Source organism: Flavobacterium zhoui, assembly GCF_042787235.1.
GTDB classification, from domain to species: Bacteria; Bacteroidota; Bacteroidia; order Flavobacteriales; family Flavobacteriaceae; genus Flavobacterium; species Flavobacterium zhoui.
The window spans coordinates 343093-359372 of sequence record NZ_JBHZPY010000001.1; the positions used below are offsets into that span (position 1 = coordinate 343093).

General features: G+C 33.6%; 8 protein-coding genes. All 8 read left to right on the top strand.

Annotated elements, in window-relative coordinates:
* Positions 1-20: 20 nt before the first annotated feature.
* Positions 21-2993 (top strand): SusC/RagA family TonB-linked outer membrane protein, encoded by a 2973-nt coding sequence (locus tag ACFX5F_RS01535; RefSeq protein ID WP_379849239.1) that lies wholly within the window; start codon positions 21-23, stop codon positions 2991-2993.
* 10 nt (positions 2994-3003) lie between these two features.
* On the top strand, positions 3004-4518 hold the full coding sequence (locus tag ACFX5F_RS01540) for a RagB/SusD family nutrient uptake outer membrane protein (RefSeq protein WP_379849241.1): 1515 nt from the start codon (positions 3004-3006) through the stop codon (positions 4516-4518).
* 268 nt (positions 4519-4786) lie between these two features.
* Positions 4787-8104, top strand: a complete 3318-nt coding sequence (locus ACFX5F_RS01545) for a VCBS repeat-containing protein (RefSeq protein ID WP_379849243.1) — start codon at positions 4787-4789, stop codon at positions 8102-8104.
* Positions 8097-11357, top strand: a complete 3261-nt coding sequence (locus ACFX5F_RS01550) for a VCBS repeat-containing protein (RefSeq protein WP_379849245.1) — start codon at positions 8097-8099, stop codon at positions 11355-11357. Before ACFX5F_RS01545 ends, ACFX5F_RS01550 begins: the two co-directional genes overlap by 8 nt.
* A gap of 70 nt (positions 11358-11427) precedes the next feature.
* Positions 11428-12753, top strand: a complete 1326-nt coding sequence (locus ACFX5F_RS01555; protein ID WP_379849247.1) for a vanadium-dependent haloperoxidase — start codon at positions 11428-11430, stop codon at positions 12751-12753.
* Positions 12754-13671, top strand: a complete 918-nt coding sequence (locus ACFX5F_RS01560; RefSeq protein ID WP_379849249.1) for a GyrI-like domain-containing protein — start codon at positions 12754-12756, stop codon at positions 13669-13671.
* Positions 13672-13800: 129 nt separating this feature from the next.
* Positions 13801-15111 (top strand): MFS transporter, encoded by a 1311-nt coding sequence (locus tag ACFX5F_RS01565; protein WP_379849251.1) that lies wholly within the window; start codon positions 13801-13803, stop codon positions 15109-15111.
* Positions 15104-16279 (top strand): glycoside hydrolase 100 family protein, encoded by a 1176-nt coding sequence (locus ACFX5F_RS01570; RefSeq protein ID WP_379849253.1) that lies wholly within the window; start codon positions 15104-15106, stop codon positions 16277-16279. Before ACFX5F_RS01565 ends, ACFX5F_RS01570 begins: the two co-directional genes overlap by 8 nt.
* Position 16280 lies beyond the last annotated feature (1 nt).

Genomic DNA, 16280 nt, shown 5'->3' on the forward strand with positions numbered 1-16280 from the left:
AACCAACTTATTTATTACGTATGAAAAATAGTCTATTAAAAGGCTTGATGGTGTTTCTAACGATGCTTTGTACAAGTTTGACATATTCTCAAGATGTGTCCGGTACAGTATCTGATTCTAGCGGTCCGCTTCCAGGGGCTTCTGTATTAGTAAAAGGAACAACAAACGGAGCACAAACAGATCTCGATGGAAAATTTACTGTCAGAAACGTTGGGTCAAACGCAGTTTTAGTTTTCAGTTACATAGGTCTTAAAACACAAGAAGTAAATGTAGCAGGAAAAAGTTCAGTGAAAGTAATCTTAAAAGAAGATGCAGCTGAATTAAAGGAAGTAGTCGTGATTGGTTACGGAACTGTTAAAAAGAAAGATGCTACAGGTGCAGTTGACCAAATTGGAGCAAAAGACTTTGATAACGTGGCAGCTCCTTCGCCAGCACAATTACTTAGAGGTAAAGTAGCGGGTGTACAAGTTACACAATCCAGTGGGGAGCCAGGAGCTGGCGTTGCTATTAGAGTTCGTGGGAATTCTTCCATTCGTTCTGGGAACGGTCCATTAATTGTAATTGATGGTGTTCCTTTAGATGGAGGAAATGTTTCTGCTGGCGGGGATAACTTGCTAGGTGCTTCGTCTGCAAAGAATCCATTAAACTTTGTAAACCAAAATGACATTGAAAGTATTAGTGTATTAAAAGATGCATCTTCTACGGCTATCTATGGTTCTCGTGGTGCCAACGGTGTAATTGTAATTACAACCAAAAAAGGAAAATCTAAAGAACCACAATTATCATACAGCTCATCAGTTCAATTCAGTAAAATGTCAGGTAAATTTGGCGTGATGAGCGCAGATGAATTTGTAGCAGCAGGTGGAGATGACAAGGGTTCAAGATCTTACAATTGGAAAGATGCGGTTTTGCGTAGTGGCTTTTCAATGAACCATGATTTGTCTTTTAGTAAAACAACTGAAAATTCAAATACAAGAGTCTCTTTTGGAGCTTCTAATACTGATGGTATTGTAAAAAATACAGGATTAGATAAATATTCGGCTTCTTTTTACAATTCTAACGATTTCTTTGGTGGTGCTTTAAAAGTGGAGTCAAGAGTTATCTATGCTTCATTAAAAGATGAAACTACTATTTTATCTAATGACGCAGGTTTTATTGGAAATATAATTGGTACTGCTTTATATTGGAACCCTACATTGCCTATTTATAAAGCTAATGGTTCTTATAATTCGATAAGTAATACTTATTTAAATCCAGTAGAATTATTAAATTCTTATAAAGATTATACCAACACAAATAAATTGTTAGGGAGTATTAATACGACGTGGAAAATCAACAGTAAATTTAAATACCAATTTCTATTTGGTATAGAAAGTTCTACATCGACTAGAAAAAGTCAGTTATTGCCAACAATGCGTATTTTGGATGTAGCAACTGCTGCTGTTCCTGGATCTACAGATGTGAAGTATGGTCAAGCTAATATCGCTAGCCAAAATAAGTTTAACAAAACTTTCGAGCACACTTTGAATTACAACAATGATTTTGGTGATAATTTTAATTTAGACGCATTAGTTGGTTATTCCTATTATGATTACACTGCTGATGGAAGTGGTGCGAGAGGAAAGGGATATGATAATGCACAAACTAATTTAATTGATAACATCGAAGGTGGTCTTCAAAATGAATTTAGAGTTTCTTCTTATAGAAACAGAGTGGAATTACAATCTTATTTTGGAAGAGTAAATGCTACTTTGTACAAAAAATTAATTCTTACTGGTACCTTACGTTCTGATGGTTCTACAAAATTAGGGGTGAACAACAAATACGATTATTTTCCTTCTGTAGGTGTCGCTTACAAAGTAGTAGATGAGAAAGAAGGTTTAGTGAATAGTTTCAAAATTAGAGGAAACTACGGTATTACTGGAAATCAAGAATTCGCGCCAAACTCTGCGATTGCTAGAGCATCTTATGGTAACAATGGAACTTTAGGAGTTGATAGTAATGCTAATGCTGATTTAAAATGGGAAACTACTAAGTCATATGGTGTTGGAACAGATTTTGAGTTGTTCAATAATAAATTGACTGGATCTTTGGACTATTTTCAAAGAGATACAAAAGATTTAATTTTCCCGGTACCTGCAGCTGCTACGCAACCTGGTCCACCTTCTCCACGTTTTAAAAACTTACCTGGTAACTTAATTAATAAAGGTATTGAGGTTTCTTTGAACTACAAAGTGATTGATACAGAAGACTTAACTTGGGATATCTCAGGGAATGCCTCTTTCTTGGAAAATAAAATGACAAATTTTGCAGGATTTATATCTACTGGAGGTTTAAATGGTCAAGGATTGTCAGGTGCTTATGCACAAGTGATTACTAATGATAAACCAATTTACTCTTATTATATGTATGAGTGGAGAGGATATGACTCTACTGGAAATTCTATCTATGCTGACGCAGCAGGAAATGATACTGGTTTAGGTACAGCGGCTAAAAAGATATTAGACAAACAACCCTTACCAAAAATTAATGTAGGTTTCAATACAAACTTTACATATAAAAATTTCGACTTAGGAGCTTCATTCTATGGTGCTTTTGGACATTATATTTACAACAATACGACCAATGCTTATTTCTTTAAAGGTGCTTTCCTCGGAGGCAGAAACGTAACTAATGAAGCTGCAACTTCCCCTCAAGCGCAAGGTGATCCGAATTCACCATCTACTAAATACCTTGAAAAAGGCGATTTCTTAAGAATGGGGAATTTAACTTTTGGTTATACAGTAAAAGGAGCCATTTTAGAAAGATTTAAAATTAAATCAGCTCGTTTTTATGTAAATGGTTCTAATTTATTTGTAATTACAAATTATTCAGGGTCCGATCCTGAAGTTGATACTGATAAATCATTAAATGGTGTGCCATCTGCGGGTATGGAATATTTATCTTATCCAAGAGAGAAAAGTGTAGCTGTTGGACTTAACGTAACATTTTAATTAAAGAACAATGAAAAGAAATAATATTATAAAAAGCATCTTATTCGCTAGTACAATCGTGCTAGGGGTAAGTTGTACCAATCTAGATGAGGAAGTATTAGATGGTGTGGTTATTGGTAATTCAGCAGGCGGAACAGTTAATAGTGCGTCTCTGTTGACTAAAGCTTACGAAGGGTTAAGAGAATTTCAAGGGCAAGGTCAAATGTTCGCTTTAGACGAAATGTCTACAGATGCATTAGTAGGGCCTACTCGTGGTGGTGACTGGGATGATAATGCGACATGGAGACAAATCCATACGCATACATGGGCGCCAGATCATAATGAAGTTAGAGGTGCGTGGAACTCTTTGTTGTCAAATGTTTATAATTGTAATTTAGTTGTAGAAAACGGGACGGCTTCAGAAGTGGCACAAGCGCGTTTTTTAAGAGCATTTTACTATTATAATGTGGTTGATTTGTTTGGTCAGGCACCATATAGAGAAGCTGGCTCTTCATTAGAAACTGATCCTAAAGTTTGGACAAGACAAGAAGCAACAGCTTTTGTAATTACTGAATTAGAGGCTATTGTTGGGTCTTTACCTGCTCGTGTAGCTGGTGATGCAAGTATAGCAAACAAAGATGCTGCGAATTTCTTATTGGCCAAAATCTACTTAAACAAAGGAGTATTTAATGCCGCCAATCCAGCAGGTCCTTATGTTTTTGATGCTGCTGATATGACTAAAGTAATAACTTATGTAAATGCAATAAGCAGTTCTTTGGCAACAGATTATTGGGATAATTTTAAACCTGCTAATAATACTTCTCCGGAAATACTATTTTCATCTAAGAATTTAAGAGGTGGACAAGGTGGAAATATTCAATCAAGATGGAGAATGGGAATGCATTACAATCAAACACCTGATGGATGGAATGGTTTCGCTACCGTTGCTGAATATTATAACAAATTTGATCCAACTGACAAACGTATTTTAAATGCAGATCCAGCTATTATAGCTGCTTTTGGTAATCCAGTTGGCTTCCAAAAAGGTCAAATGTTCAAACCAGGAGGGGTGACTCCATTACAAGACAGAAATGGTCATCCATTAGTTTTTACCGCTGCTTTAACTTTAATTACAAGTGGTGCTACTTTAGAAACTGCAGGTATTAGAGGTCAAAAATACGTTCCGGACGCTGCTAATTTAGGTACGCCAGAAAATGATTATGAATTCATGCGTTATTCTGATGCTTTATTAATGAAAGCTGAAGCTATTGCTAGAGGTGGTGCTGGAACCTTAGGTACTATTATGGCTGATATTGCCGTAAGAACAGGAAAAGCTGCTTCACCTTCTACTTTAGATGGAATTTATGCAGAAAGAACCAAAGAATTATGGTGGGAAGGTTGGAGAAGAAATGATATGATTCGTTTTGGTAAATTCTTGGCAGCAAGAGAACTGAAGCCATATGTGTCTGCTGATAGATATGCCTTATACCCTATTCCAGCGGATGCTTTGTTCAATGCAAATTTAAAACAAAACCCAGGTTACTAAGAATAGTTTACAATTAATTATGTTTTGAGTTAGTTATAAAGAGGGTATTTATTACCCTCTTTATTTTTTATATAATACACCAAAATGCGTTTTAATTTAATCTTGAGTTCTTAATCAGTGTTAAGTCTTAGTCTTCAAGTAATTATAGAAATAAGAAGCTTTTTTTTTAACTGTTAAAGCTTCTATTTAATCTATTTTTAATTTTTTTATATAATGTTTATTATATAAATTAGGCACTTCTAATTACCTAATCAAATAGTTTGTAAATATGTTTAATCGTATTTTTTTATTTATCCTTTTTATAATTATTTTTTCTAACTGTTCTAAAGAAAACTCAGGAAACAACGACACTTTATTCTCTAAATTAGAGGCTTCACAAACAGGAATTAACTTTGTTAATGAAGTGAAGAATGGCGTGGATATGAACATATTCAAGTACAGAAATTTCTACAATGGCGGAGGCGTTGCAATAGGAGATATCAATAACGACGGATTGTCTGATGTGTACTTTACTTCTAATCTTGGTACCAATAAGCTTTATCTAAACAAGGGGAATTTTAAATTTGAAGATATTTCTAAAAAAGCTGGTATCGAAGGAACCAAATCCTGGTCGACAGGTGTGGTAATGGTGGATATAAATGCAGATGGCTTTCTTGATATTTATGTATGTAATGCAGGAAATACTAAAGGGGACAACCAGAAGAATGAACTTTTTGTCAATAATAGGAATGGTACTTTTACTGAAAAAGCTGAGGGGTATAATCTTGCCGATACTGGAATAACAACTCATGCCGCATTTTTTGATTATGATAAAGATGGAGACCTTGATTGTTATATTTTGAATAATAGTTTTATACCGGTGAGTAGCTTAAATTATTCTAATAAAAGAGAATTACGCGATAAAGACTGGGATGTTGCAGATATTTTAAAAGGAGGAGGAGATAAATTACTCCGTAATGATAACGGTAAATTCGTTGATGTAAGCCAAGAATCAGGTATTTACGGGAGCTTAATAGGTTTTGGGCTTGGTGTAACGGTAGGCGATGTTAATGGAGATTTATATCCGGATATTTATATCTCAAATGATTTTTACGAAAAAGATTATTTATATATAAATAATAAGAACGGAACCTTTACGGAACAAATTCAGGTTTGGACTTCTCATATTAGTCAATCATCGATGGGGGCTGATATGGCCGATATTAATAATGACGGAAAAGCTGATATTTTTGTAACAGATATGTTGCCTGAAGAGGATGAGCGTCTAAAAACAACAACTAATTTTGAAAACTATGATTTATATCTTAGGAAGTTAAATCTGGATTTTTTTAATCAATACATGCAAAACACTTTGCAACTCAATAATGGAAATAATCAATTTCTTGAAATAGCAAATTATGCTGGCGTTGCTAAAACGGATTGGAGTTGGGGAGCCTTATTATTTGACATGGATAATGATGGTTATAAAGATATATATGTTTGTAACGGGATTTACCACGATTTAACTAATCAGGATTTTGTTGACTTTTTTGCTAATGAATTCATGCAAAAAATGATTGTTACTGGCAAGAAAGAGCAGATTGAAACTATAATCAATAAAATGCCAAGTACCCCTATACCAAACTATGCATTCAAAAATAATAGAAATCTAACTTTTACTAATGAAGCTCAAAATTGGGGATTAGACACGCCAAGTTTTTCCAATGGAGCAGCTTATGGTGACTTGGATAATGATGGTGATTTGGATTTGATTGTCAATAACGTAAATATGGAAGCTTTTGTTTATCAAAATAATTCTGATAAAAATAAAAAGAACCATTATGTAAAAGTGAAATTAAAGGGAGATGACCTAAATAAATTTGGAGTAGGAAGTGTCGTTGAATTATTTTCGGGGAAAGAAATTTTAAGACAAGAGTTAATTCCCTCAAGGGGTTTTCAATCTTCGATAGATTACGTAATGACTTTTGGAATCGGTACAAAAAAAATTGATTCGATTCAAGTAATTTGGCCAAATAGTAAATTTCAAACCATTAAGAAAATAAGAAATAATTGTACAATTAATTTGAATATTGCTGACGCCAAATCAATTTATATTCCTAAAATTAATAAGCCGAAACAGTTATTCTCTGAGAAAACAAACACTTTTTTGATAAATAAAGAGAATGATTATATCGATTTTGATTATGAAGGCTTAATCTCAAAAGAACTGTCAAAAGAAGGACCTTCGTTAGCAGTTGCCGATATTAACGGAGACGGGAATGATGATGTTTTTATAGGCGGAGCCAAAGGAATTCCAGGTAAAATGTATCTAAGCAACGGAAATGATAATTTTACCATTACAACTCAGAAAGATATAGATAACGATGCTAATTATGAAGATACTGCCGCTAGTTTCTTTGATGCTGATAATGATGGAGATCAAGATTTACTTGTAGGTTCAGGTGGAAATGAAAAAGCAGATCAAGCGAATTATAAAAATCGATTGTATTTAAATAATGGAAAAGGAGTTTTTTCAAAAAGCAAAACGAATATTCCAACTACCAATAATAACGTGTCAGTTGTAGCTGTAAATGATTTTGATAATGACGGGGATATTGACGTTTTTATAGGAAGTAGAAGTGTTCCCGGCGTTTATGGAATCGATCCAAAGCAATTATTGTTGGAGAATGACGGCAAGGGAAATTTTACAAATGCAACGGATAAAAAAGCATTCAAACTGAATGAAGTGGGGATGATAACGGATGCTCTTTGGGAGGATATTGATAATGATGGCAAAAAAGATCTAATTATCGTTGGAGATTGGATGGCTCCAAAAATTTTTAAAAATACAGGAAGACGACTCGTAGAATTCAAATCAAATCTTACTTATTATCATGGTTTTTGGAACGCTGTTAGTTGTGTAGATTTGAATAATGACGGTAAAAAGGATTTGATTCTTGGCAATAAAGGAACAAATACTTCTTATAAAGCATCAAATACAAATCCGATGAAATTATTTGTAAATGATTTTGATAATAACGGTACTATTGAGCAAATTGCAACTCGAACAATCAATAATAAAGATATACCAGTCCATTTAAAGCAAGAATTAGCGAAACAAATTCCATTGATAAAAAAGAAAAATTTGAGCTACGCAGATTATTCTAAGAAATCATTTCAGGAATTATTTGCGCAAGAAATCGTTGATAATTCTATCCAAAAAATGGTAAATATTCAAGAAAGCGTAATTGCCATTAATAAAGGAAACGGAAAATTTGAAGTAAAAGCATTACCAAAAGAAGTACAGTTTTCCTGTGTAAACACGATAATTACAATGGATGTTAATAAGGATGGAATTTTGGATTTGATTTTAGGAGGTAATCAATACGAATTCAAACCACAATTTTCAAGATTAGATGTTAATTATGGAAGCGTACTTCTAGGAAGTAAAAATGGAAATTTCACATGGCTACCCTACAGTAGCTCCGGGTTTTTTGTAAAAGGAGAAGTAAAGCATATTAAATCAATCAAGAACAAGAATAATACTAATTTGATTATTGCTGTTGTTAATAATAGCACACCTAAAATATTTAAAAGCAATGAATAATTTTTTTAGAATAGGACTAGCTTCATTGCTGATTGCTGGTTGTTCAAAAAAACAAGATCAATTATTTGAAAAACTATCGCCTGAAAAGAGCAATATTACATTCAATAATCAGTTAGATCCGTCAAAAAACATATCTATTTTAGATTATCTCTACTATTACAATGGAGGAGGAGTTGCTTTAGGAGATATAAATAATGATGGATTAGTTGATGTGTATTTTACTTCAAATCAAGGTAAAAATAAATTGTATCTGAATAAAGGAGAAAATAAGTTTCAAGATATTACTGCAAAAGCCGGTGTTGAAGGACAAAACGATTGGAAAGCAGGAACAGTCATGGCTGATGTAAATGGGGATGGATTCTTAGACATTTATGTTTGTGCTGTCGTAGGAATTAATGGTTTTGAAGGCCATAATGAATTGTTTATTAATAACAAGGACAACACTTTTACAGAGAGTGGCGCTGAATATGGATTGGATCTTGATAATTATAGTTCTTCGGCCTCTTTCTTTGATTATGATTTGGATGGTGATTTAGATATGTATTTGCTAAATCATGCCGTACATTCTGAAGCGTCCTATGGAAATGCTCAAATTAGAAATAACAGAAGTTATGAATGTGGAGATAAATTATTTAGAAACGACAATGGTAAATTTGTTGATGTAAGTGATAAAGCAGGGATTTTTGGTGGGGCCAATGGATATGGTTTAGGATTGGCAGTTTCTGATTTTAATTTAGACGGTTATCCTGATATTTATGTATGTAATGATTTTCATGAAGATGATTATTACTATTTGAATAATGGTGACGGAACTTTTACGGAAAGTTTGAAAAAACATTTTGGACATACCAGCAGATTTTCAATGGGTGTTGATGTCGCGGATATTAACCATGATGGTTTCCCGGATATTATGACTTTAGACATGCTTCCTGAGGATGAAAAAGTTTTGAAATCCTCTTTAGGAGACGACAATGTACAAATGCTGAAAATGAGGACCGAAAAATTAGGCTACCATTATCAGTATACCAGAAATATGTTGCAACTGAATCAAGCAGGGAATAATTTCACAGAAACGGCATTACTAAGTGGTGTAGCGGCTACAGACTGGAGTTGGAGCTCTTTATTTGCAGATTATGATCAGGACGGTGAGCAAGATATATTTGTATGTAATGGAATTCCAAAGCGCCCTAATGATTTAGATTATGTGAAATATTATTCTAATGATCAGATAAAAAGTAAAATTAGCACCACTAAATTATTAGATAAAGAGGCGTTGAAAAAAATGCCAAAAGGCAATGTAACAAATTATGTTTTTCAAGGGTCAAAGGATTTAATGTTTAAAAATAGATCGAATGAGTGGATTGAAAATGATTCAATAATTTCAAATGGAAGCGGTTATGCTGATATTGATAATGATGGAGATTTAGATGTAATCACAAATAATTTAAACAGTGTGGCGTCAATTTACATAAACCAAACCAACAAGAATTCTAACTATTTAAAGTTGAAATTACGGTTTTTAGGTAAAAATACTTTCGGAATTGGGGCAAAAGTTATTTCTTATGTGAAAGGGCAAAAACAATTCATGGAACTGCAAACAACAAGAGGATTCCAGTCTTCATCTGAGCCAATGATTCACTTTGGATACGGCAAAATAAAAACGGTCGATTCATTAGTAGTTATTTGGCCGGACAGAACATATCAAACCTTTAAGAATATTAAAACTTGTCAAACACTAACTGTTAAACCCAATAAAAACAGGAAACTCTTTGATTACAGAAAATTACATCCTAGTGTTTTGCCTATTTTCAAAAAAGTAGAAACTAATTTAGGTATTGACTTCACACATCAGGAAAATGACTTTATTGATATTTTAACACAAAAATTAATTCCTTATCAACGTTCTGATCGAGGACCTGCCACAGCCGTTGGGGATTTGAATGGAGATGGAAAGGAGGATATTTTCTTTGGAGGATCAAAAGGAAAAAAAGCAGCTGTTTTTCTTCAAAATCCTCAAGGTTTTTCTAAGAAAATATATAGAGCAATTGAAAGTGATTCTGTTTTTGAAGATGCTTCGGCTGTAATTGGAGATTTTGATAATGATAAAATAAATGATTTGTATGTAGCCTCTGGCGGAGGAGAAAATGCATCTAATCTACAAGATAGATTATACCTTGCTAAAAATGGAGAATTAATTAAAACTATTTTGCCAAAACTTGCCCAAAACGCATCAGTTGTCAAAACATTCGATTACGATAAAGATGGGGATTTAGATATTTTTGTTGGTAATAACTCTGTGAGTAATAGATTCGGCAGTATGCCGGATTGCTATTTATTGAACAATAATAAAGGGGTATTTACAATTGTTCAGAATAAAACATTTGAAGGAATTGGGATGGCTACAGATGCTGTTTTTACTGATTTTAACAAAGATGGTAAAATCGATATTATAGTAATAGGCGAGTGGATGAAGCCAACTTTTTTCGCAAATATGAATGGTAAATTCAAGAATGTCACCGAAACTATTTTTCCTGAAAAAAGCAATGGATTATGGCAATCTATAATTCCTTTCGATATTGATAATGATGGAGATGAAGATTATTTGGTTGGAAACTGGGGAATGAATTCTAAATTTAAAGCCAGTATAGATTTTCCTATGAAAATGTATTATGATGATTTTGACGCCAATGGTAGTTTTGAAACTATAGTTGCAATAGAAAAAAACGGTCAGTATTATACGACGGCAGGACTAGACGAATTAGCAGAACAGTTTAGTGGTTTATTAAAAAAGAAATTTAACAGTTATAAATCATTTGCCGGAAAAACACTTGACGAGGTTTTTGATCCAAAAATGCTAGAAAAAGCGAAATTATTTGAAGTTCATAATTTGAAATCGGGTTATTTAAGAAATGACAATGGGAAATTTACCTTTGTATCTTTTTCGAATAAACTGCAAGTCTCCCCTATTACGTGTTTCGTCAAAGGAAATTTTGATGCGGATAAAAAGGTAGAAGTTTTTGCAGCAGGAAATTATTTTGGGGTGTCACCGTATCACAGCAGATTTGATGGGTTTTCAGGAGCATTAATAAAGAGTGAAAAAACAATCTATTTAGGAAATCAAATTGGAATAGATTTAACTCAGAAGGCCATAAGACATTTGGACCTTATCAATTTAAATGGGAAGAAATATTTATTAGTAACAATAAATAATAAGCCAGCTGAAGTTTACGAACTGGCAATGACAAAAAATTAATTTATAATAATGAGCTGTTACGAGAATTCTATACCGTTCCTTGCTTTTAACAGATAATAAATACAAAACAATGAAAACACATTTTTTAACACTGGCTGTAATGATCTTTCTTTTTGTTTCGTGCAAAAAAGAAAAATCTATTGTTGTAACACCGAGTGACTACTCCGCTTCAATTGACAATGTAACTCAAATTTTGATTCACGATATTTTTTCACCACCAGTAGCGAGCAGGATTTACACGTATCCTAATATTGCTGCCTTTGAAATAATTGCGCAAAACAGTAAAAGGTATTCCAGTTTGCAAGGTCAATTAAACGGATTAGATTCTATCCCAGCTTTAGATCCAAAAAGTGGTGTAAATAAAAATATAGCTGCTCTTATCGCGCACATGGAAGTGAGCAAAGCATTAGTGTTTTCTGAAGAATTGGTTGAAAAATTTAGAGATAGTTTGTACCAGAAATGGGGAAATGAAAACGAAAATGAATTTGAAGTTTCAAAAGAATACGGGCTTAAAGTGGCGGAGAGGATTAAAAAATGGATGGGAAAAGATAATTACAAACAAACAAGAACAATGTCTAAATTTTCTGTTTATGCTAATCAACCCGGAAGATGGCAGCCTACTCCACCAGCGTATATGGATGCTGTAGAACCACATTGGGGTGAGATTAGAACATTGGTTTTAGACTCGGCTTCCCAATTCAAACCAGTTCCCGCTTTACCATTTTCGTTAGACAAAAAATCTCCTTTTTTTAAGCAAGTTCAAGAAGTGTATGATATTAGTCAGCAAATGATAAAAAAAGGGGATTCATCTGAAGAAATAAAAATGGCTCAATTTTGGGACTGTAATCCTTATGTCACGGTTAATCAAGGCCACATGATGTTTGCTAAAAAGAAAATAACTCCTGGAGGTCATTGGATGGGAATTGTTAAAATTGCCTGCAAAAAGTCAAATGCTGATTTCGAGAAAACGGTATATGCATACACCCAAACTTCAATTGGGCTTTTTGATGCCTTTATCAGTTGTTGGGATGAAAAATTCAGAAGTAATGTTGTAAGACCAGAAACTGTGATCAATCAAAATATAGATGAAAATTGGAGACCATTATTACAAACACCGCCATTTCCTGAATATTGCAGTGGACATTCAGTAGCTTCTGCCTGTTCAGCCGCTATATTGACATCAGTTTTTGGGGATAATTTTGCCTATCTTGATAATACAGAGTTGCCATATGGTTTGCCAAATAGGAGTTTTAAATCGTTTAACGATGCAGCTAAAGAAGCTGCAATGAGTCGATTTTATGGCGGAATACATTATAAAGCAGCGATTGTAAACGGCATAACGCAAGGAGAAAATTTAGGTAGTTTTATTGTTGGAAAATTAAAAATGACAAAATAAATGTTAAGCAGAAAAAAAATCGCATTACTACTGACTCTTCTAATTTCATTGTTTTTAGTTTGGTATTTATTTCTTAAAAAGAGTGATTACTGTATTTCATTTAAAGTTAAAGCTGCTACTGGTACAATTTTTCAAGGCGTTCAAGAATGGTCTTTCGCTCAATCTGTAAGCCAAAAAGAAACCTACGTCACTCTTGAAAAGAAAAATTTCGATTTTATTAAGCAAGAAATGAATAAAGGTAATACTCGTATGGAATATACTTGGGAAATGAAATCTATAAATGATTCAGTCACATCAATCAACGTTTCAATAAAGGATTTTAACAACAGTATTTACAACAGACTTACTGCTCCTTTTTTTAGCACTAGTTTTAAAGTGGAGCAAATAAAGAAAATTACGAGTTTCAAAGATGCTTTGGAGAATCATATCAAAAATTTTAAAGTTAAAATTGAAGGAGAGGGTTCGTCTGAAGATACCTATGTAGCTTACATTAAGTTAAAAAGTGTGATGCAAGAAAAGGCACAGACAATGATTCGTAATGATGAAATTATTACAGGGTATTTGCAACAAAACAAGATTAAAATTATTGGCAGTCCTTACGTAGAAATTGTAAATTGGAATCAAGATACGGAAACGCTAAATTTTAACTATTGTTTTCCAATTGAAAAGGACGCTGCAATTGTAAAAAGTGAGGTGGTGCATTTCAAAACGATACCAGCTCTTAAAGGCTTAAAAGCTACTTATTACGGAAATTTCAGAACATCAGACAGAGCTTGGTTTACATTGCTTGATTATGCAAAGAAAAATGACATTAAATTAGATAATAAACCCCTGGAGCACTTTCTCGCAAATCCTTTTAATGGAGGAAATGAGTTAGAATGGGAAACTAAAATTATTATTCCATATGCCAGTAAATAAGTAGTTTTTTCTATTGTAATTTTAACACTTCGAAAACGTTTTCGGTTATTCCGAAAACGTTTTTGTTTTATTTCTTTATTCATTTGGGAATTTTAAAATTAAATTTAGAAAAAATTAACATATCAGGGAATGGGAATTAAAATAAAATTAAGTTTTTGGCAGATTATCAATATGAATGTTGGTTTTCTGGGTATTCAATATAGTTTTGGTTTACAGCAAAGTGCAGTAAATCCCATTTATGATTTTCTTGGTGCCAGTCCAGACCAGTTGCCATTACTTAATCTTGCAGGACCATTGACGGGATTATTGATCCAACCAATAATTGGAGCATTAAGTGATAAAACTTGGTCTCCAAAATTTGGAGGAAGAAGAAAACCTTTTTTTCTAATAGGGGCGTTAGTCTGCAGTATTGCATTATTCCTATTCCCGTTTAGTAGTTCGCTTTGGATGGCAGCGGGATTATTATGGATTTTAGATGCTGGGAATAATACCGCAATGGAACCGTATCGTGCCTTTATCGCAGACAAATTAGATGTGTCTCAACAGCCTGTCGGTTTTCAGGCTCAGAGCTTCTTCACCGGTTTTGGACAAACATTGGCAAACATATCGTTGTTTATATTTCCCATGATCTTTATCGGTACAACTGGAAAATTACCCACTTGGGTATATGCCTCTTTTTTTCTAGGTGCAGTGTGTTCAATAGCGTCCGTTTTGTGGAGTTCACACACTACAAAGGAAATTCCGCCTACAGAGGAAGAGTTGCAAAAGATACAAGAGGAGCCTTTAAATGTTTATACTCCATTCATAGATATTTTTAGTGCCGTAAAACACATGCCTAAGGTAATGTGGCAACTGGCTTTGGTGTATCTATTTCAATGGTACGCTTTGTTTTGTTATTGGCAAAATTCATCGAAAAGTATTGCTCTCTCAGTTTGGCATACCACACCTCAAAAAGACATGAAATTATATTCCGAAGCGGTAGGATGGACTGGATTAGTAAATGGATGGTATAATATTGTTACCTTTTTATGTGCCTTTTCATTAGTGTATTTTGCTAAAAAGTATTCGGCAAAATTTGTTCATTTTACTTGTTTGATGTTGGCAGCAATTGGCTTTTTAATTTTTCCTCATATAGAAAACAAATATTTATTATTTCCAGCCATAACTGGTTTTGGAATTGGATGGGCTAGTATGATGGGAATTCCTTATTTAATGGTCGTAAACGACATTCCAAAGGAACGTTATGGAGTTTATATGGGAATTATAAATATGATGATTGTAATTCCGATGTTTATTCAAACGATAACTTTTGGTTATATTTTAAAACATTTTTTGAATAATGACCCTAGATTAGCAATAACTTTTGCAGGAGTATTGTTGATAATTGGCGCAGTGTGCACCTTATTTATTAAAACTAAGAAAGTAGAATTAAGTGAATGATTTAAATTACAGTAAAGCAATTGAATTGCTACAGAGTGCTTCCTCAACCGAAGGTTTTTTAGCAAGTGCTCAAGATGTTTCTAATTATAAAAGAGTATGGGCCAGGGATGGTGTAATCTGTGGATTGGCTGCATTGGCTTCAGGAAATGAGGAATTGATTGAAATTTTTCGAAGAACATTAGAAACTTTAGCCAATAATCAACACCATAATGGGACGATTCCTTCAAATGTAAGGACCAATGAGGATGTCATTGAAGTGAGTTACGGAGGTTTGGCGGGAAGAGTTGATGCAGTGACTTGGTTTATTATAGGTATCTGTCAATATTCATTTTATACAAATGATTCCACTTTCGTGAAAAAATACGAAGGTAATATTCAAAAGTGTTTGCAGCTTTTGGAAGCTTGGGAGTTTAATAATAAGCATTTATTGTATGTGCCGCTTTCAGGAAACTGGGCTGATGAATACATTACAGATGGTTATGTTTTATCCGATCAATTGCTTCGAATATGGGCATTAAAGAGTTACAATCATTTTACAAAAGACAACTCGATTACCAATAAAATTGAAAAAATTACGGAGCAAATCGAAATTAATTTTACCCCAAATTCGGTTGGTGAGAAATACCATGAGCGAGCATACAATGAAGTGAATTTTCAAAGATATATGCCTTGTTCTTTTTCTCCAGCAGGATACAAAATGCAATTTGATGCCTTCGGAAATTCGTTGGCGCTGTTCTTAAATATTGGTTCCACAGATTTTCAAAATAGTATTTTAGAGTACTCATTAGAACTTAAAAATGAAATGTCTTTACAATTATTGCCCGCTTTTTGGCCTGCTATAAAAGACAGTGATTTGGACTGGAACTTGCTTAAAAGTAATTGTAAATACGAATTTAGGAATCACCCTAATGAGTTTCACAACGGGGGGACTTGGTCGATGGTGAACGGATTTTATGGTTTGGCTTTATTAGCCAAAGAAAAACGATTGGAGGCAAACCTTCTTTTAGATTCGATAAATGAAATGAATGCCGTGGAGGATTTTAGTTTTTATGAGAATTTTAACAGCAAGACTAAAGTACCAAATGGTGTTCCTTTTTGTGCGTGGAGTGCAGCAGCATCGGTTATGTTGCATCAAAGTATAAATACTAACTTTAAATTTTTAGTGTAAA